The sequence below is a fragment of the Curtobacterium sp. NPDC092190 genome, assembly GCF_044755625.1.
Taxonomy (GTDB): domain Bacteria; phylum Actinomycetota; class Actinomycetes; order Actinomycetales; family Microbacteriaceae; genus Curtobacterium.
Genome location: NZ_JBIVRJ010000003.1, coordinates 23,837 through 42,239 on the forward strand (window position 1 = coordinate 23,837; position 18,403 = coordinate 42,239).

The following is an 18,403-nucleotide window of genomic DNA, read 5'->3' on the forward strand; positions in this document are numbered from 1 at the left end:
GTACCGCGGCGCTCGAGGTCGTGCACGAAAGAACGGGAGGGGCGGGCACGTGGCCCGCCCCTCCCGCAGAGTCTGTCGTCGCTGGTGTTACGCGTTGACGATGTTGACGACCTTGCGGCCGCCCTTGGTGCCGAACTCGACCGAACCGGCCGAGAGGGCGAACAGCGTGTCGTCGCCACCGCGGCCGACGTTGGCGCCCGGGTGGAAGTGGGTGCCGCGCTGGCGGAGGATGATCTCGCCGGCGTTGACGACCTCGCCACCGAAGCGCTTCACGCCGAGGCGCTGTGCGTTCGAGTCACGACCGTTGCGAGTGGAGCTCGCACCCTTCTTGTGTGCCATCTTCTACTCCCGCCTTACGCGATCGAGGTGATCTTGACACGGGTGAGCTCAGCGCGGAAGCCCTGGCGCTTCTTGTACCCGGTCTTGTTCTTGAACTTCTGGATGACGACCTTCGGGCCGCGGAGGTCCTCGAGCACCTGGGCGGTGACGGTCACGTTCGCGAGCTCGGAAGCCGCCGACGTGATCTTGTCACCGTCCACGAGGAGCACCGGGGCGAGGTCGATGTTGCCCTTGTCGTCGGCCTTGGCACGGTCGATCGTGAGGATCGTGCCGACCTCGACCTTCTCCTGACGGCCGCCGGCGCGCACTACTGCGTAAACCACGTGGAATTCCTTACGTACTCTGCTTGAGGGAAGTCTCGGGTGCCCACTTCTGCACGAGCGGCTCCCGGAGGCCGGGCCCGATCGGCGACGCAGGCAGAACGGCCCGCTGACACCAGGGATCGAGAATACTCGATCCCCCCGGGTCCGGTCAAACGGCGACACACGTACGATGACTCGCGTGACCGTGCTGATCGACCCGCCGACGTGGCCCGCCCACGACACCGTCTGGTCGCACCTCGTCAGTGATGCATCCTACGACGAACTCCACGCCTTCGCCGAACGGGCCGGGATCCCCCGCCGCGCGTTCGACCACGACCACTACGACGTACCGCGTTCCCGCTACGACGAACTGGTGGCTGCGGGCGCGACGGCGGTGACCGGGCGCGAGCTGGTGCTCCGGCTCATCGCGAGCGGCCTGCGGGTGGCGCAGCGCGACAAGCGCGGTCGGGGCCGGCACGCGCACTGACCGTCCGCGCAGGCCGCGCGGACGGTCGGCGACGCGCTCCCTCCGTGGCGCGTCGCACGGGTCCGCGGCGCGACGGCCGGGAGGCGCGCCCCGCCGCCGCCACGCAGCGTCGCGCCCGGTGGACCACCCGGCAGGACGCGGGGTCGCCGCGGTCCCGTCGGCCCTGGCACGACGATCGATGCGACCCGCCGCAGCGTGCGGTCGGCGGCCGGCTGCCACAGCGGACGGCAGCAGCGGGAGGCCGGGCGCCGGACGCCGGACGCCGGCAGCCGCCGGTCGCCGGCAGCCGGCGGCCGGCGAGCGGCAGTGTGGCGGCGCTGTCGGCGTCCGCACGACGTCGAGCACGTCGAACCACGTGACGGCGTGGCGCGAGGTGCTTCCCGGTGGTCAGCAACAGCTCGCGCCGTGCGGTCGGCACGGTTCGGCGGTTCGGCGGTCCGGCGGTCCGGCGGTCCGGCAGTGCACGGGTGGCTGCGCGGGGTCGAGCGAGCCGACGACGGACGCCCGGAGCCGGGCTCCCGCCGGTGGCTGTGCCAGCGCACCGGCGGTGCCCGGCGACCGAGCGTGTCGGTGTCAGCGCGTCGGCGGCGTTCAACGGTCGTCGGGCCGCTGCACGGGCGGCTGGCCGGCGGCTTGCTGGGACCCGGACGGCTGATCGTACTGCTGCTGCTGCTGCTGCTGCGCACCGTAGGGCTGCACGGCGGGCTGCACGGTCGGCGCGGGCACGGCGTCCGCAGGACGGACCGTCCCCGGTCGTCCGCCCGTCGGCCCCTGCCCCGGGCGTCCTCCCCGTGGACGTCCCAGCCAGAGCCACGCCACGGTCGACGTCGCGAGGAGCATGAGGGTGAAGGGGATGCCGTTCTGCAGGGGCCCGGTGAGGACGTCGATGACGAGCCGGGCACCCGACCCCGTCCGGACCGCGGCGTAGGACCCGGTGAAGACCCCGACGAGCGCCAGGGCGACCGTCCCCACGGCGCCGGCGAGCACCGCACGGAGGAGCACCGTCGGCAGCGGACTCCGCCGCGCGATCGGCGTGAGGAACGCGAGGGCCGTGAACGCTCCCACGTAGAACGGGAACGGCGAGGCGAACACGCCCGACACGAAGCTGCCGAGCAGGCTCGCCCCGGTGCCGTACGTCGAGAAGGGGTGCACGACGAGGGACGCCCCGAGCAGCCCGAGGACGCCGGACACCACCTCGACGAGCACGACGGACACGACGGCGATGAGGGCCCCCGTGACGTTGGCGACCGACGCTCCGGGTGCGAACGCCCGGCGCGGATCCGCGGTCCGGGGCGGCCGTGACCGCACCCGGCCCTGCTGGCCGTACGGCTGTTGGCCGTCCTGCGGCTGGCCGTACGGCTGCTGACCGTACGGCTGCTGACCGTCCTGCGGGCGGCCGTACGGCGGCTGCTGCTGGCCGCCGGGTTGCTGGCCGACGTGCTGCTGGCCGGGCCACGCCGGGCCACCGGGCTGGCCGGCCGCGGGCGGTGCGGGCTGCGACCAGCCCGCACCGTAGTACCCGCGGTCCTGCTGCCGACCGTTCGGGTCGCCCGCGTGGGTCACGTCAGTTCCCCACGATCACGGCGCCGTCGTCCTGCCCGTCGTCGTCCGAGGACGCCGGTGCGCTGATGCTCGGCGACGACACACGGCGCGACCGCGATCGGCCCTGCCCCGGCTGCTTCGGCTCCGGGAGGGCCTGCAGCACGGAGTCGAGGAGCGACTCCGCGTCGTCCCGGACCGGACGCGGCTCACGCTTGGTCACGGCCACCGGGATGTCGAGGATCGCGACGGTGTTCTCGGTCGGGGTGACGGGAGCGCTCGAGCTCACGCGGCGACGGGTCGGCGCAGTCTTCGCCGGAGCGGCATCCTGCGCGGACGGCTCGGGAGCGGACCCCTGCAAAGGGGCCTCCTGTGCGCCAGCGGAACCCGCGCGGCCGGAACGGTGCTGGACGGCCTCGTCAGTGTCGCGCACGGCGGACCCGCGCTGCTCGCCGCCGTGCTGTTCGGCATCCTGCTCGTCGGTACCGCGCTGCTCGGGTGCAGCACTGCCGGCACCACGACCGCCACGACGGCGGCGTCGCTTCGACCCGGACGACTGCTCGCCGTCACGGTTGCCCGCACCACCGGCGTCCTCCGCGCCACGCTCCGGCGCGGACACCGGCGACGGACCGGACGCTGGTGCATCGGCCGAGGCGGAGACCGCGGCCTCGGGGTCCGGGGTCGCCGCGCCGCCGCGCGGCGACGCCACGCCGGTCACCGGTTCGCCGGACGACGCCTCGTCGTGGGGCAGGGTCGAGGCCGCGATGCGGGACAGCGCGTTCTTGACGTCCTCGGTGATCTGGTGCGCCTGCGACGACTGGCCGGTCGACCCGTTGCCGGAGCCCCCGTTGCCCGAGCCGCCGTTGCCACCGTGCCCGTTGCCTCCCTGGCCGTTGCCGTTGCCGTTGCCGTTGCCACCGGTCGAGCCGCCGTTGCCGCGGCCCTTGCGGCGCCCCTTCGAGGGCCCGGGGTCCGCGTTGTTGTCGTTGACCTTGGCGTTGACCTCGTCGAGCGACTCACGCAGCCCGACGCCGATCTTCTTGCGGGTCATCTGCACGAGGCCGAGCGAGGTGACCTCGGCCACCTGGTGCTTCGTGCGATCGCGGCTCAGGCACTCGACGAGACGACGCAGCACCAGGTCGCGGTTCGACTCGAGCACCATGTCGATGAAGTCGATGACGATGATGCCGCCGATGTCGCGCAGGCGGAGCTGTCGGACGATCTCCTCGGCCGCCTCGAGGTTGTTCTTGGTGACGGTCTCCTCGAGGTTGCCGCCGGAGCCGACGAACTTGCCGGTGTTGACGTCGACGACCGTCATGGCCTCGGTGCGGTCGATCACGAGCGAGCCACCCGAGGGCAGCCAGACCTTGCGGTCCAGGGCCTTCTCGATCTGCTCGTTGAGGCGGTACTCCTCGAACGAGTCCGGGCCGTCGTAGATCTCGACGCGGTCCTTGAGGTCGGGCGCCACGGCGTCGAGGTACTCCTCGATGGTGCCGCGCGCGGCCTCGCCGTCGATGATCAGCTTCGTGAAGTCCTCGTTGAAGACGTCACGCACGATCTTGACGAGCAGGTCCGGCTCCGAGTGCAGCATGACCGGGGCGTGCCCGTTCTGCACCTTCTTCTGGATCGCGTCCCACTGGCTGGTCAGGCGCTGCACGTCGCGCGTGAGCTGTTCCTCGGTCGCACCCTCGGCAGCGGTGCGGACGATGACGCCCGCGTGCTCCGGCAGGACCTCCTTGAGGATCTTCTTCAGGCGCGCGCGCTCGGTGTCCGGCAGCTTGCGCGAGATGCCGTTCATGGAGCCGTTCGGCACGTAGACCAGGTAGCGACCCGGCAGCGAGACCTGCGAGGTCAGACGGGCACCCTTGTGCCCGACCGGGTCCTTGGTGACCTGCACGAGGACCTTGTCCCCGGGCTTGAGCGCGGCCTCGATGCGTCGGCCGTGGTTGCCGGTGTCGACCGAGTTCCAGTCCACCTCGCCCGCGTAGAGCACGGCGTTCCGACCGCGGCCGATGTCGACGAAGGCCGCCTCCATCGAGGGCAGCACGTTCTGCACCTTGCCGAGGTAGACGTTCCCGATGAGCGAGACGTTGTGCGACTTGGTGACGTAGTGCTCCGCGAGGACGTTGTCCTCGAGCACGCCGATCTCGATCTTCGACGAGCTCGACCGGACGATCATCTGGCGGTCGACGCTCTCGCGGCGCGCGAGGAACTCGTCCTCGGTGATGACCGTCCGACGACGACCGGCGTCACGGCCGTCGCGGCGACGCTGCTTCTTCGCCTCGAGGCGGGTGGATCCCTTGATGCGCTGCGGCTCGGTGATGAGCTCCGGCTCGCGGCGGCGCGGCTCCTGGTGGTCGCGCGGCTCGCGGACGCCGCGCTCCTGGCGGTCGGCACTGCTCCCGCGACGACGCGAGCGACGGCGGCTGCCGCCCTGCTCGTCGTCCTCGTCGTCGTCCTCGTCACGCGCAGCGCGCGCCGGCAGGGCCGGCAGGTCCGGCAGGACCGGCGCGTGGAAGATCAGGCTGAGGGTGCTGGTCGCCTTCGGCACGAAGGGCTCGTCCGCCTCGGGAGCAGATGCGGGCTCCGGCCGGGAGGCACCGCCCACCTCGACCGCGTCGGTCGCCACCGCGGAGGACGCGTCGTCCGCCGTGGTCGCCCCGTCCGGGTCGGCTGCTGTGGTCGCAGCGGGTGCGTCCGCGACCGTGCTGCGCTCGATGCCGGCTGCACCGCCGTCCGACGACGCCTCGACGACGGGCTGGCTGCCCGTGACCGTCGAGACGTCCTGGGGCTCAGCCGCGGCGGCCGTGACGTGCTCGACCGCGACCTCGACGGCGTCGTCCGCCGTCGCCGTGTCCGTCGACGCAGGGGTCGTCGGCTCGGGGGTCGTCGGCGCGCTGCCCGTCGCTCCGGTGTCCATCGCTTCGGTGTCCGTCGCTTCGGCATCCGTCGCGGCACTGTCCGACGGCACGTTGTCCGGGGTGACCGGACCGTCGACCGCAGCGGTCTCGTCGGTCGGCGCGTCGTCGGTCACGGCGACCGTCTCGATGTCGCTGGTGTCGGTGTCGACGTCACCACGGGCCTCCTGGCCGGTGGACCGGGCGCGACGGCTGCCGAACAGGCGGCCACGGCGCTTCGGTGCGACTTCTTCGTTGTTCGGGTTGTCGGTGTTCTGCTCCACCATGGATCTGGTGCACTCCTCGGCCCCACTCGCGTCCTGACGGACGGCGGGAATTCTGTGGTTGTCACGGGTGGCGTCCACGCCCCCGTGTTCGTTCTCGTGACCGGTGTTCGTCGTCCCGGCGTGCGGTCCGGTGTCGTTCCGTGTCGGACACCCGGCCCGACCGGCTCGGCATCGGATGTGACGCGAGTCCCGGTCACGGCGCGCTCTCACCGCGCCTGATCGTCCGGGCTGCGCCCGGAAAGCTCTCTCGCCGCACGGATCGGCCGCGCGACTGCTGTCATTGTCGCACGAGGTGCCAGGAAAGGTCCGGAACGGACATGCGATGATGACGCCGTGAGCACGAGCGCAACCACGCCCCGCCGCCCGGTCGCGATGGCGGTCTTCCTCATCGTCACCGGAGCAGTCGGCCTCTTCGCCGCGTTCAACCTGGTGCTGGACGAGTTCGCGAAGTACGAGAACCCGTCGAAGGCACTCAGCTGCGACGTCAGCCCGTTCGTGAACTGCTCGCAGGTGATGACGAGCTGGCAGGGCTCCCTGTTCGGGTTCCCGAACCCGCTCCTCGGCGTGATGGGCTTCGTCGCCCCGATCGCCGTCGGGGTGATGCTGCTCGCCGGCATGCGGAACGGTCACCGCTGGTTCTGGGTGCTGTTCAACGCCGGAGTGTTCCTGGCGTGGGTGTTCGTCACCTGGCTCTTCACGCAGACCGTCTGGGTCATCGGCTACCTGTGCCCCTGGTGCCTGCTCGTGTGGACCGTGACGATCCCGATGTTCTGGATCTTCACGACCTGGAACGCGGCGCAGGGACGCTTCGGCGCCGGGCTCCAGCGGGTCGGGCGCTCGCTGCTGCCCTACTCGTGGGCGCTCGTGCTGGCGAACTACGCCGTGATCGTGGTCAGCATCCTCATCGTGTTCCCCCGCGTGCTCTCGACGCTCCCGTTCTGACGCCGCGCTCGTGACGGGCGTCCCGGCCCGCCTGACGCTGCCGCGTCGCTCCGGGTGAGCCCTTCCCGGCTCGCCGAGCGGGCCAGATCCGTCACGCTCGACGTTCTCCGGCGACGAGTCGTGCCCTCGCGCGGATCGCCAGCGGCGTGTCCTGCCCGCTCGGGAGGGCCGTCGGATCGGTCCTGATCGGCACAGCACGCTCGGATCGTCTCAATGGGCCGGGTTCCAAGGCTGCGACGCTCGGATCCGGGTACTGCCTGCGGTGCGACTACCAGGGACTCAGGACTCGCGAGCACTTCGTCCCATCACAGCTGCAATCGGATGACGATCCGCTCGTGGGAGGACGAAACGAACGACCTCCTACGCGCGGAACGACCTCCCACGCGCGGAACGGTCTTCCACGCGCGGAACGGTCCCCGTAGCGCGCCCCGGGCAGCCCGGGGACAGCGCTCGGCCCCGCGCTCCCGGATCGGGAGCGCGGGGCCGAGTGCGGCGGGGCCGACTACTTCGCGGCGGCCTCGATGGTCGGGACGACGTCGGTGAGGGTGCTCACACGCTGCCCGTTCACCAGGATCGTCGGCGTGCCGAAGCCCTGGGGACCGGCGACCGCCGGGTCCGAGGTGACCTGGTTCGTGATCTTCGTGACCCAGCCCTTGTACGTCTCGTTCGACAGGCACTCGGACACATCGGAGCCGGTGGCCCCGCCGGCCTTCACCAGGTCGGCGATCTCGGCGTTGGTCAGGCCCTTCGTGCCCTCCTCCGGCTGCTTCTCGAAGAACTGCGTCTGCACGTCGAGGAACTTGTCCGGCGCGTAGTTCGCGACGCACATCGCGGCGTTCGCGGCACGGCTGGCGTAGCGCGAGCCGAGGTAGCTGCGGTCGAGGATCGACACCGGGTGGATCTCGAGCGTCGCCTGGCCGTTCTCGACGAAGTCGGTGATCTGGTCGGCGTAGGCGCCCTCGAACTGCTTGCAGACCGGGCAGGCCCAGTCGACGTACTCGACGACCTTGACCTTGCCGTCGCTGTCGGCCGTGGCGACCGGGGACGGGGTGCCGTCCGCCGAGACCGCTCCGGTCGTGACGGGCGTGATCTTGCCGTCGCCGCCGGTGAACTGGATGCCACCGGTGACCATGTTCTTCGGGCCGGCGGCGGAGGTGGTGCCCCCGCTGTTCACGTTCACCACGACGATCGCGATGATCGCCGCGACGGCCACGATGCCCAGGCCGATGCCGCCCTGCAGGAACCACTTGTTGCGGCGCTTGCGGCGCTTCTCGGCGTCGGCCCGCTGGCGAGCGACCTCACGGGCGTGCTGGCGACGCTCGTTCTTCGTGGGACGGTCGTTGTTCGTCATCGCGTCTGTGCTCCGCTTCGGTCGATCAGGCGAACCAGAGGGCGAGCTCGCGGGCGGCCGACTCCGGGGAGTCCGAGCCGTGCACGAGGTTCTGCTGCACCTTGAGGCCCCAGTCGCGACCGAGGTCGCCACGGATGGTCCCCGGGGCGGCCGAGGTCGGGTCCGTGGTGCCGGCGAGCGAGCGGAAGCCCGCGACCACACCGTTGCCGGCGACGCGCACGGCGACGACCGGGCCGGACTGCATGAACTCGACGAGCGGCTCGAAGAACGGCTTGCCCTGGTGCTCCTCGTAGTGCTGGTCGAGGAGCTCACGCGACGCCGTGACCATCTTGAGGTCGACGATCTCGTAGCCCTTGGTCTCGATGCGACGGAGGACCTCTCCGGTGAGCTGGCGGGCGACGCCGTCGGGCTTGACGAGGACGAGGGTCTCTTCGAGATCGGACACGCAGTTCTCCTGTGGTTCGGTGGTGGTCAGTCCTCGGCCTGAGCGTCCCGGAACGCGGCGTTCTGCCGGTCGAGCTGACCGCCCTTGACGAAGCAGAACACCCACAGCGCCAGGAACACCGCGCCGACCGCGAACATGAACGGCTCGATGAAGCCGGTGGCGAGGATGGCCGCCTGCAGCAGCCACCCGAACCATACACCGGCGCGCTTGCCCGTCAGGCGTGAGGCAGCTGCGAGGACGATGATCGCCAGGATGCCGCCACCGAACGCCGCGAGCGGCGACAGCGTGCCCTTCCCGTAGACGACGAGCATCGGGAAGAAGAACATCACGGCCTCGAGTCCGAGGGTGATCGCGAGGAGGCTCTCGCGGGCACCGCGCTGCGGGCGCGGCTTCCGCACGCGCGGCTGTCGACCCGGCCGGGAGGCCCGAGGTGCGTCCGTCACTCCGCCTCGCCTCCCCCGGAACGCAGCCCTTCCGCGTGGACCAGGTCCATGACCTTCCCCACCATGACGATGGAGCCGGCGACGAGCACGAGGGCGTCCTCGACGTCCGCCTCCTCCGCCAGGTCGCGCGCTTCCTGCAGTGCCTGCTCGAGCGCGGGTTCGACGACCACCCGGTCCTCGCCCACCTCGGCCACGACGATGCGGGCGAACGCGTCCGCGTCGAGTGCACGGTCCCCCGGCGGCTGCGTGACGACGAAGGTCTGCACCGTGTCCTTGAGCGCCCGGACGAAGCCGCGGGCGTCCTTGTCGCCGAGGATCCCGACGACGCCGACGACGTGCTCGGACGGGAACGCGACCGGCAGCGCCTCGGCCAGGGCGCGCGCCCCGTGCGGGTTGTGCGCGGCGTCGACCACGACGGTGGGCTCCTGCGCGATCGGCTGCAGCCGGCCGGGGCTGGTCGCGTTCGCGAGGCCCTCGGACAGGACGTCCTCGTCGAGCGCCTGCGAGCCCCGCCCGAGGAACGACTCGACCGCGGCGATCGCGACGGCGGCGTTGTGCGCCTGGTGCTGGCCGAAGAGCGGGACGAACAGGTCGTCGTAGCGCCCGGCGATGCCTTGCACGGTGACGAGCTGTCCGCCGACGGCCGGGGTGTCGGACACGACGGAGAACCCGGTGCCCTCGACCGCGAGCGTCGACTCGGTGAGCTCCGCGGCCCGCTCGAGCTCCGCGAGGGCCTCGGGCGTTTGGGCACTGGAGACGACCGACGACGACGGCTTGATGATGCCGGACTTGGTGCGCGCGATCTCGGCGACGGTCGACCCGAGCTGCTTGGCGTGGTCGATCGCCACCGGGGTGATCACCTGCACCTGGCTCTGCACCACGTTGGTGGAGTCCCACTCGCCGCCCATGCCGACCTCGATGACGGCGACGTCCACCGGTGCCTCGGCGAAGCACGCCAAGGCCAGGACGGTCAGCGCCTCGAAGAAGGTCAGCGGCTGCTCGCCCTTGTCGGTGAGCTCCTGGTCCGTCATCGCCAGGATCGGGGTGATGTCGTCCCAGTTCTCCACGAACCGGTCGGCCGCGATCGGCTCGCCGTCGATGACGATGCGCTCCCGGATCGACACCAGGTGCGGACTCGTCATGAGGCCGGTGCGCAGCCCGTGGGCGCGGACGATGCTCTCGGCCATGCGCGCGGTCGATGTCTTGCCGTTCGTACCGGTGACGTGGATGACCGGGTACGCCAGGTGCGGGTCGCCGAGGAGCTCGACGGCCCGTCGGGTGGCGGTCAACCGACGTTCGGGTGCCTGCTCGCCGATCCGGGCGTACAGGGCGGCTTCGACGCGCTGCACCTCGTCGTCGTCGCCGCCGTACGGCAGCGCGTCCGTCGGGGCCTCCTCGCCGGACGGTCCGACCGGGATGCGGACCCCGGCCGTGTCGTCGAGCGGACCGAGGTCCTCGATGCCGTCGTGGTCGTCGTCGTACTGCTCGCTGTCGCTCATGCGCGTGCCACCTCCACGGACACCTTCGCACCGTCGCCGACGTCCGAGCCCTCGCCGGGAGCGAACGTCGTCGTGGTCACCTCGACGCTCGTCGCGAGGGTCTCCCCCGCGATGAGCTGCTCGTGCGTGCGGATCGCGTCCTCGGCGTCCTCGGAGACCCGGAGCGTCAGGACGATGCGGTCGCTGACGTCGAGGTCGGCGTCGCGGCGGGCCTGCTGCACGGCGCGGACGACGTCGCGGGCGAGCCCCTCGGCCTCGAGCTCGGGGGTCGTCACGGTGTCGAGCACCGCGAAGCCGCCGCCGTCGAGGAACGCCACCGCGACGGAGTCGTCCGCGACGGTGAGGTCGAGCGTGTACTCGCCCTCGACGAGGTCGACGCCGCCGACCGTCACGCCGGACTCGGTCGCGACCCAGTCACCCTTCTTTGCGGCCGGGATCACCTGCTGCACCTGCTTGCCGATCCGGGGGCCGGCGGCGCGGGCGTTGACGGTGAGCTTCCGCTCGATGCCGTAGCGGCCGAGCGAGGACTCCTCCTGCTGCTCGAGCACGACGCGCTTCACGTTGAGCTCGTCACGCAGGATGTCCGCGAACGGTTCGATCGCTGCCGGGTCCGGCACGACCAGCGTCAGGGTCGCGAGGGGCAGACGGACACGGCGGCCGGTCGCCTTGCGGAGCGCGAGCCCCTTCGACGCGACGTCGCGCACGCGGTCCATCGCGGCGACCAGGGCGTCGTCGGCCGGGAACTCGGCCGCGTCCGGGAAGTCCTCGAGGTGCACGCTGCGCCCGCCGGTCAGGCCCTTCCAGACCTCCTCCGTGACGAGCGGCGCGAGCGGGGCGGCGACGCGGGTGAGCGTCTCGAGCACGGTGTACAGCGTGTCGAACGCCGCGCGGGCCTCGGGTGAGGAGTCCGCACCGAGCCAGAACTTGTCGCGCGACCGACGGACGTACCAGTTGGTCAGCACGTCGGCGAAGTCCCGGACGGCCTGGGCCGCGAGCGGGGTGTCGAGCGCGTCGAGGTGCGTGGTCACGTCCGCCACGAGCACCCGGGTCTTCGCGAGCAGGTACCGGTCGAGCACGTCGGTGCTCGCCGTGCTGCGCGAGGCCTGGTAGCCGGTGTCGCCGGAGGCGTTCGCGTAGAGGGTGAAGAAGTAGTACGTCGACCAGAGCGGCAGCAGGAACTCGCGGACACCCTGGCGGATGCCCTCCTCGGTCACGACGAGGTTGCCGCCGCGGATGACCGACGACGACATGAGGAACCAGCGCATCGCGTCGGCGCCGTCGCGGTCGAACACCTCGGAGACGTCCGGGTAGTTCCGGAGCGACTTCGACATCTTCTGGCCGTCCGAGCCGAGCACGATGCCGTGGCTGATCACGTTCCGGAAGGCCGGGCGGTCGAACAGCGCTGTGGAGAGCGCGTGCATGACGTAGAACCAGCCGCGGGTCTGCCCGATGTACTCGACGATGAAGTCCGCGGGGCTGTGCTCCTCGAACCACTCGCGGTTCTCGAACGGGTAGTGCACCTGCGCGTACGGCATCGAGCCGGAGTCGAACCAGACGTCGAACACGTCGGAGATGCGGCGCATGGTCGACTGCCCGGTCGGGTCGTCGGGGTTCGGCCGGGTCAGCTCATCGATGAACGGACGGTGCAGGTCGACCTCGCCGTCCGCGTTCAGCGGCAGGCGACCGAAGTCGCGCTCGAGCTCCTCGAGCGAGCCGTAGACGTCCTGGCGCGGGTACGCCGGGTCGTCCGACACCCAGACCGGGATCGGCGTGCCGAAGTACCGGTTGCGGGACACCGACCAGTCGATCGCGTTGCCGACCCACTTGCCGAACTGACCGTCCTTGACGTTGTCCGGCACCCAGTTGATGTCCTGGTTGAGCTCGCCCATGCGGTCGCGGAACTCGGTGACGCGGACGAACCACGACGAGACCGCCTTGTAGATGAGCGGCTTGCGGCAGCGCCAGCAGTGCGGGTAGCTGTGCTCGTACGAGGCCTGGCGGAGCAGTCGCCCCGCCTCGCGCACGGCCTTCGTCAGCGGCTTGTTGGCGTCCGACCAGAGCATGCCGGCGACGTCGCCGAACTGCGCCGTGAAGAGTCCGCCCTCGTCGAGGGACAGCACCACGGGGATGCCGGCGGCCGCGCAGACCTCCTGGTCGTCGGCGCCGTACGCCGGGGCCTGGTGCACGATGCCGGTGCCTTCACCCGTCTCGACGTACTCGGCGACGAGGATGCGCCACGCGTGCTCGTAGCCCTCGGCCTCCGCCAGGAAGTCGAACAGGCGCTCGTACTCGACGCCGTCGAGCTCGGCGCCGACGACCGTGCGGAGCACGGCGGCGAGCGCGTCGTCCGCGCTCTCGTAGCCGAGCTCCTTCGCGTGGGCGGCCACGGTGTCCGAAGCCAGGAGGTACCGAGCCGAGCCGGCGTCGCCACCGTCAGCCGCGCCTCCCGGCCCGGCCGGCACGACCGCGTAGGCGATGTCCGGACCGACCGCGAGCGCCGCGTTCGTCGGCAGGGTCCAGGGGGTCGTCGTCCAGGCGAGTGCACGGACCCCGGTCAGGTCGAGTGCAGCGGCGCGGGCGCCCTGCAGCGGGAACGACACCGTGACCGACTGGTCCTGGCGCATCTTGTAGACGTCGTCGTCCATGCGCAGCTCGTGGTTCGAGAGCGGCGTCTGGTCGTTCCAGCAGTACGGCAGGACGCGGAAGCCCTCGTACGCCAGGCCCTTGTCCCAGAGCTGCTTCCATGCCCACAGGACGCTCTCCATGAAGGTGACGTCGAGGGTCTTGTAGTCGTCCTCGAAGTCGACCCAGCGCGCCTGACGGGTGACGTACGCCTGCCACTCGTCGGTGTACTGCAGCACGGACTGCTTGGCCGCGGCGTTGAAGACGTCGACGCCCATGTCGTCGATCTCGTGCTTCTCGGTGATCCCGAGCTGCCGCATGGCCTCGAGCTCGGCGGGCAGCCCGTGGGTGTCCCACCCGAAGCGGCGGTGCACCTGCTTGCCGCGCATGGTCTGGTAGCGCGGGAAGACGTCCTTCGCGTAGCCGGTCAGCAGGTGACCGTAGTGCGGCAGGCCGTTCGCGAAGGGCGGGCCGTCGTAGAACGTCCACTCCGTGCAGCCCTCGCGCTGGTCGATCGACGCCTGGAACGTGTCGTCGCCCTTCCAGAAGGCGAGGATGCCCTGCTCGACGGCGGGGAAGGACGGGGACGGGACGACACCGTCGGTGGGGACGTTGAGGGGGTAGGCCACGAGCTGCTCCTGTGGGTTCGGTTCGTCTCCACGAGGACGGAGCGTGCTCCGCGGTACCACCTCGCTTGCCGGACGCTGCTCGCGCTGCGACCGACCGCTCGTTCGCCGGATGGGGTGCGGTCCGGTCCGCCCGGGTCTACTGACGGCGGTGGTGCTGCCGCGTTCTTCCGGAGGCTCACCGGTGATGGCCGGTTCGACGCCTGGTGGGACGAGTCTACAAGAGTCGGAGCATGCTGGAGCGATGCCCTCGTCCGAGAAGCAGGACCGTCCGGAGTCCCTGCTCACCGTCGTCATCGCCTTCGCCGCCAACCTGCTCGTCGCCATCGCCAAGACCGTCGCCTCCCTGGTCTCGGGTTCAGCGTCGATGACCGCGGAGGCCGCGCACTCGTGGGCCGACACGGGCAACGAGATCTTCCTGCTCGTCGCCGAACGACGCGGCGCGAAGAAGCGGGACCGGAAGCACCCGCTGGGGTACGGCCGCGAGACCTACATCTGGTCGATGTTCGCCGCGTTCGGCCTCTTCACCGCGGGTGCCGTCGTGTCGATCTGGCACGGCATCACCGAGCTCGGCGAGACCGGTCCGGCCGAGGACGTCGTGCTCAACTACGTCGTGCTCGGCATCGCGTTCGTCCTCGAGGGCACGAGCTTCCTGCAGGCCTACCGCCAGGCACACGGAGCCGCCACGAAGCGCCGCGTCCCGGTGCTCCGCCACGTGCTGCAGTCGTCGAACCCCACGCTCCGGGCGGTCTTCGCCGAGGACGCCGCGGCGCTGGTCGGCCTCGTGATCGCGTTCCTCGGCGTGCTGCTGCACCAGCTCACCGGCCTCGCGGTGTTCGACGCGATCGGCTCCATCGCGGTCGGACTCCTGCTCGGGGTCGTCGCGATCGTCCTCATCGAGCGCAACCGCCGGTTCCTGGTCGGCGAGGCGACGTCGCCCGAGCTCGAGGACGCCGTGCTCACCGAGCTGCTCCGCCGCGACGAGGTGGAGCGCGTCACCTACCTGCACCTGGAGTTCGTCGGACCGTCCCGGGTGTTCCTGGTGGCCGCGGTCGACCTGACCGGCAACGAGCTCGAGGACCACGTCGCGGTCCGGCTCCGTCGGGTCGAGGCGTCGCTCGAGGAGAGCCGGTACATCGAGGAGGCCGTCCTCACCCTGAGCATCCCGGGCGACGCGTCGCTCGCAGCCCGAGGGGACGGCGACGTCCCGGGGATCGTGCGCGACGGCACGGTGGAGGACGTCGCTGCCGGCGGCGCCGGGACGCTCCGCACCGAGTAGCGCCTGTCGGGTCAGCGCGCGTCGAGGCCCGCCGCGACCGGGGTCAGCGCCGCGCCGACGTACTCGACGAGGGACCTGCGGGCGACACCGTCGGCGACCCACACCCCGAACGCCGCCGCGGCGGCCCCGAGCATCGCCCCGGACACGGTCTGCGGCCACAGGGACGTCGGGTGCTCCCCCGTCCGCGAGCCGACGAACGCCGAGACCGCCCCGTGCTGCGCCATCACCCGCGCCGCCACACTGGCGACGAGCTCGGTGCCGATGTCCATCACCTCGGCCTGGGCGATCGCCCACGGCACCCGGTCCGGGTCGTGCGCCCGCGCCGCGGCGAGCACGGCCTGCTCCACGGCGCGCACGGGCGAGGACTCCGTCGAGGCGGTGAGGAACGCGGGCAGGTCGGCCACCGCGGCGTCGAGCTCCAGCCAGAGCACGTCCGACTTCGCCCCGAAGTAGTTGAAGAACGTCGCTCGGCTCACCCCGGCCCGGGCCGCGATCTGGTCGACGGTCGTCCGCGCGTACCCCTGCTCGAGGAACAGCTCGGCAGCCGCGTCGGCGAGGACCTCGGCACTCGAGCGTCGGGGGCGGCCACCGCGGCGCATCGTCTCGTCCATGCCGCCAGTAAACCGCTAGACTCGTGCAGCCATGATCTTGTACCGAGTACAGAAATCACGCACCCGCGCTCTCCTCACCGCCGCGGGAGCCACCGCGGTCCTGCTGGCCCTGACCGCCTGCACCGGCGGCGGCACCGCCACCGACGCCGGCACGCCGGTCAGCGGCGGGACGCTCACGTACGCCTCCGGCGACGCCGAGCCGACCTGCCTCGACCCGCACGTCGGCGGCAACTACCCGCAGGCCCTGCTGTCGACGCAGTACATCGAGATGCTCACCGGGCTCGACCGGGCGGGGAAGCCGACGCCGGCCCTCGCGACCGGGTGGGCGACGAGCGACGACGGGAAGACCCTGACGCTCGACCTGCGCACAGACGTGTCGTTCTCCGACGGCACCCCGTTCGACGCGGCCGCCGTCGTCGCGAACATCGAGCACGTGCAGGACCCGACGACGGCGTCGAGCACGGGCTACCTCGCCCTGCAGTCGATCACGAAGGCCACGGCGACCGACGATCACACCGTCACGCTGACCCTGAGCCGCCCGGACAGCGCACTGCTCGAGTCGTTCTCGCAGCCCTGGGTCGGCATGGAGTCGCCGAAGGCCCTGCAGCGGCCGCAGGCGACGAACTGCGCATCCCCCGTCGGCACGGGCCCGTTCACCGTCACGGAGTGGCAGCGGGGCGATCGCATCACGCTGACGAAGAACGACGGGTACACGCCGCTCACCGGCTCGACGGAGCCCCGCCTCGACGGCATCACGTGGCGCTTCCTGCCCGACTCGACCTCGCGCTACGCCGCACTGCAGGCCGGTCAGGTCGACGTCATCGACAACGCCCAGCCCGACCAGCTCAAGAGTGCCTCGACGAAGGGCGCGATCCGCGACCTCGACGCCCCGCGCCCCGGCGCCTCGAACCGCCTCGAACTGAACTCCGGGCACGGGGTGTTCCGCGACGAGGCGGTCCGGAAGGCCTTCATCGCCGGCGCCGAGATCGACCCGGGTCTGCAGAGCCTGTTCCTCGGCACCGCGAAGCGCTCGTACTCGGTGCTGTCGAGCGTCGAGCCCGACGGGTACTCCGATCCGGCGCTGTTCGAGTACTCCCCGAAGACGGCGGGACGCCTGCTCGACGAGGCCGGTTGGAAGGTCGGCAGCGACGGCGTCCGCGAGAAGGACGGGCAGCGGCTCACCGTCACCTTCCCCGTGTCGACGAACCAGTCGGTGCCCGCGGAGCGCAGCCTGTTCCAGCAGGTCCAGGCCTCCGAGAAGGCAGTCGGGTTCGACGTGCGGCTCGAGGAGCTCGACCTCTCCAGCTGGTACGCCGCCCTCGCCGCGAACGAGTACGACGTCGTCAGCGCTCCGTACACCAAGGTCGGCCCGGACGTCCTCCGCATCCTGTACGACAGCGCGAGCATCGAGCCCGCACCGTCGGGCTACTTCGCGAACCTCGCGCAGCTCGACGACCCGACGGTCGACGACCTGCTGGAGCGGGCGGCACGCACGTCGGACGCCGACGAGCGCGGTGACCTCTACCGCCAGGCGCAGCAGCGGATCCTGGCGAGCGGCACCGTCCTGCCGCTCTACGACCAGCAGAACCACTTCCTGTACCGCTCCGCCGTCCACGGCATCGGGACCACGTCGGTCTCCACCCCGTGGTTCGGCACCGCGTGGATCGCGCGCTGACGGGCGAGCCGGCCGGGAGGCCCGCCCCGCGTCCGCCACGCACCGGCACCCGTCGCGGGTGGTCGGCGTGGGTCCTGTGGGGTCTCCGCCGTGCGGCCGGCGGCATCGGGGTGCTCTGGGCGGTCGCCACGATCGTCTTCGTCGCGATCCGGTTGATCCCGGGTGACCCGGCGCTGGCGATCCTCGGCGGCCCCGGGTCCCAGGCCTCGGCGGAGGCGGTCGAGGCGGTCCGCCGCGAGTACGGCCTCGACCGGCCGGTGCTCGTGCAGTACGCGGTGTTCCTCGGGCGCCTGGCGACCGGGCACCTCGGCGACTCGTACGCGTTCCGCACGCCCGTGTCCGAGCTCCTCGCGCAGCAGGTCCCCGTGACGCTGACGCTCGCCGTCGCCGGACTCGTCGTCGCCTGGGTCCTGGCGATCGGCGCCGCGTGGTGGTCGACGCAGCGCGGGCGGATCGCCGCGGCCCTGACCGGCGCGATCACCGTGACGGCGAGCGTCGTGCCGCACTTCTGGCTCGGCAGCGTGCTCATCGTGGTCTTCGCGAGCGCACTCGGGTGGGTGCCGGCGGTGTCGGACGGCAGCCTGCGCGGTTGGGTCCTGCCCGTGCTCACCGTCGCCGTGCCGGTCGCGGGGTACCTCGCCGAGACGGTCCGCGACGGCGTGGTCGACGCCCAGCGCTCCGCGTTCGCCCTCGCAGCCCGCGGCCGCGGGGAGACCCGCGTCGGACTGTTCGGTCGTCACCTGCTCCGGCACGCGGCGCTCCCCGGGATCGCGCTGTCCGCGTGGGCCTTCGGCTCGCTGGTCTCCGGTGCCGTGGTCGTCGAGTCGGTCTTCGCGCTGCCCGGGATCGGTCGTGCCCTGGTCACCGCGGTCACCCAGCGGGACATGCCCCTGGTGGCCGGGATCGCCCTCGTGTCCGCCGCGGCGTACGTCGTCGTGCTGGCGGTCGCGGACCTGGTCGAGCGGGCGGTGGACCCGCGGACCCGCGACCGACGCCCGGCCGGTCGCGTGGGGCGAGTGCGCGTGCGCACGCAGGGCGGGGTGGACGCACGGTGAGCGG

15 protein-coding genes are annotated in these 18,403 nt (G+C 71.5%); 5 read left to right on the forward strand and 10 right to left on the reverse strand.

The window, feature by feature from the left end:
- Positions 1–87: 87 nt before the first annotated feature.
- Positions 88–339, reverse strand: a complete 252-nt coding sequence (gene rpmA, locus ACIQFY_RS08060) for a 50S ribosomal protein L27 (protein WP_022905368.1) — start codon at positions 337–339, stop codon at positions 88–90.
- A gap of 14 nt (positions 340–353) precedes the next feature.
- A complete protein-coding gene (gene rplU, locus ACIQFY_RS08065) occupies positions 354–662 on the reverse strand; it encodes a 50S ribosomal protein L21 (protein WP_066653169.1) in 309 nt (102 codons plus the stop codon).
- A gap of 178 nt (positions 663–840) precedes the next feature.
- Between rplU and ACIQFY_RS08070 the strand changes: the two genes are divergently transcribed.
- Positions 841–1,128 (forward strand): DUF4031 domain-containing protein, encoded by a 288-nt coding sequence (locus ACIQFY_RS08070; protein WP_400339278.1) that lies wholly within the window; start codon positions 841–843, stop codon positions 1,126–1,128.
- 591 nt (positions 1,129–1,719) lie between these two features.
- Here ACIQFY_RS08070 and ACIQFY_RS08075 read toward each other — a convergent pair.
- On the reverse strand, positions 1,720–2,691 hold the full coding sequence (locus tag ACIQFY_RS08075) for a hypothetical protein (protein WP_400339281.1): 972 nt from the start codon (positions 2,689–2,691) through the stop codon (positions 1,720–1,722).
- A 1-nt stretch (position 2,692) separates the two neighbouring features.
- Positions 2,693–5,851, reverse strand: a complete 3,159-nt coding sequence (locus tag ACIQFY_RS08080; RefSeq protein ID WP_326495816.1) for an Rne/Rng family ribonuclease — start codon at positions 5,849–5,851, stop codon at positions 2,693–2,695.
- 333 nt (positions 5,852–6,184) lie between these two features.
- On the opposite strand from ACIQFY_RS08080, the gene ACIQFY_RS08085 reads away from it, so the two are divergent.
- Positions 6,185–6,793, forward strand: a complete 609-nt coding sequence (locus ACIQFY_RS08085) for a vitamin K epoxide reductase family protein (protein ID WP_311205892.1) — start codon at positions 6,185–6,187, stop codon at positions 6,791–6,793.
- A 502-nt stretch (positions 6,794–7,295) separates the two neighbouring features.
- Here ACIQFY_RS08085 and ACIQFY_RS08090 read toward each other — a convergent pair.
- From ACIQFY_RS08090 to ileS, 5 genes are read right to left on the reverse strand one after another with little or no spacing between them, the layout of a single operon-like run.
- Positions 7,296–8,144, reverse strand: a complete 849-nt coding sequence (locus ACIQFY_RS08090) for a DsbA family protein (protein ID WP_400339283.1) — start codon at positions 8,142–8,144, stop codon at positions 7,296–7,298.
- A gap of 25 nt (positions 8,145–8,169) precedes the next feature.
- Positions 8,170–8,589, reverse strand: coding sequence for a nucleoside-diphosphate kinase (gene ndk / locus ACIQFY_RS08095; protein ID WP_326495815.1), 420 nt, complete (start codon positions 8,587–8,589; stop codon positions 8,170–8,172).
- 26 nt (positions 8,590–8,615) lie between these two features.
- The gene (locus ACIQFY_RS08100; protein ID WP_326495814.1) at positions 8,616–8,987 is read right to left on the reverse strand and encodes a DUF4233 domain-containing protein; all 372 of its coding nucleotides are present in this window, start codon (positions 8,985–8,987) and stop codon (positions 8,616–8,618) included.
- A gap of 41 nt (positions 8,988–9,028) precedes the next feature.
- Positions 9,029–10,531 carry a bifunctional folylpolyglutamate synthase/dihydrofolate synthase gene (locus ACIQFY_RS08105; protein WP_400339287.1) on the reverse strand — a complete coding sequence of 501 codons (1,503 nt, stop codon included), beginning with the start codon at positions 10,529–10,531 and terminating at the stop codon, positions 9,029–9,031.
- Positions 10,528–13,782: an isoleucine--tRNA ligase gene (gene ileS / locus ACIQFY_RS08110; protein WP_326495812.1), complete on the reverse strand. Its 3,255-nt coding sequence runs from the start codon at positions 13,780–13,782 to the stop codon at positions 10,528–10,530. Before ileS ends, ACIQFY_RS08105 begins: the two co-directional genes overlap by 4 nt.
- 241 nt (positions 13,783–14,023) lie before the next feature.
- On the opposite strand from ileS, the gene ACIQFY_RS08115 reads away from it, so the two are divergent.
- Positions 14,024–15,058 carry a cation diffusion facilitator family transporter gene (locus ACIQFY_RS08115; protein WP_326495811.1) on the forward strand — a complete coding sequence of 345 codons (1,035 nt, stop codon included), beginning with the start codon at positions 14,024–14,026 and terminating at the stop codon, positions 15,056–15,058.
- Positions 15,059–15,069: 11 nt separating this feature from the next.
- On the opposite strand, the gene ACIQFY_RS08120 is transcribed toward ACIQFY_RS08115, so the two are convergent.
- Positions 15,070–15,669 (reverse strand): TetR/AcrR family transcriptional regulator, encoded by a 600-nt coding sequence (locus tag ACIQFY_RS08120; RefSeq protein WP_066653145.1) that lies wholly within the window; start codon positions 15,667–15,669, stop codon positions 15,070–15,072.
- A gap of 31 nt (positions 15,670–15,700) precedes the next feature.
- Here ACIQFY_RS08120 and ACIQFY_RS08125 point away from each other — a divergent pair, with 31 nt between their 5' ends.
- Positions 15,701–17,344 carry an ABC transporter substrate-binding protein gene (locus tag ACIQFY_RS08125; RefSeq protein ID WP_400339291.1) on the forward strand — a complete coding sequence of 548 codons (1,644 nt, stop codon included), beginning with the start codon at positions 15,701–15,703 and terminating at the stop codon, positions 17,342–17,344.
- Entirely contained in the window at positions 17,329–18,399 is a 1,071-nt protein-coding gene (locus tag ACIQFY_RS08130) for an ABC transporter permease (RefSeq protein WP_400339294.1), read from the forward strand. Before ACIQFY_RS08125 ends, ACIQFY_RS08130 begins: the two co-directional genes overlap by 16 nt.
- The last annotated feature ends 4 nt before the right edge of the window (positions 18,400–18,403 follow it).

Excerpts from the sequence above, each read along its gene's own strand:
- ACIQFY_RS08080 (WP_326495816.1), bottom strand. The coding sequence starts at position 5,851 with ATGGTGGAGCAGAACACCGACAACCCGAACAACGAAGAAGTCGCACCG.
- ACIQFY_RS08115 (WP_326495811.1), top strand. The coding sequence starts at position 14,024 with ATGCCCTCGTCCGAGAAGCAGGACCGTCCGGAGTCCCTGCTCACCGTC.
- ACIQFY_RS08125 (WP_400339291.1), top strand. The coding sequence starts at position 15,701 with ATGATCTTGTACCGAGTACAGAAATCACGCACCCGCGCTCTCCTCACC.
- ACIQFY_RS08090 (WP_400339283.1), bottom strand. The coding sequence starts at position 8,144 with ATGACGAACAACGACCGTCCCACGAAGAACGAGCGTCGCCAGCACGCC.
- ACIQFY_RS08105 (WP_400339287.1), bottom strand. The coding sequence starts at position 10,531 with ATGAGCGACAGCGAGCAGTACGACGACGACCACGACGGCATCGAGGAC.
- rpmA (WP_022905368.1), bottom strand. The coding sequence starts at position 339 with ATGGCACACAAGAAGGGTGCGAGCTCCACTCGCAACGGTCGTGACTCG.
- ACIQFY_RS08120 (WP_066653145.1), bottom strand. The coding sequence starts at position 15,669 with ATGGACGAGACGATGCGCCGCGGTGGCCGCCCCCGACGCTCGAGTGCC.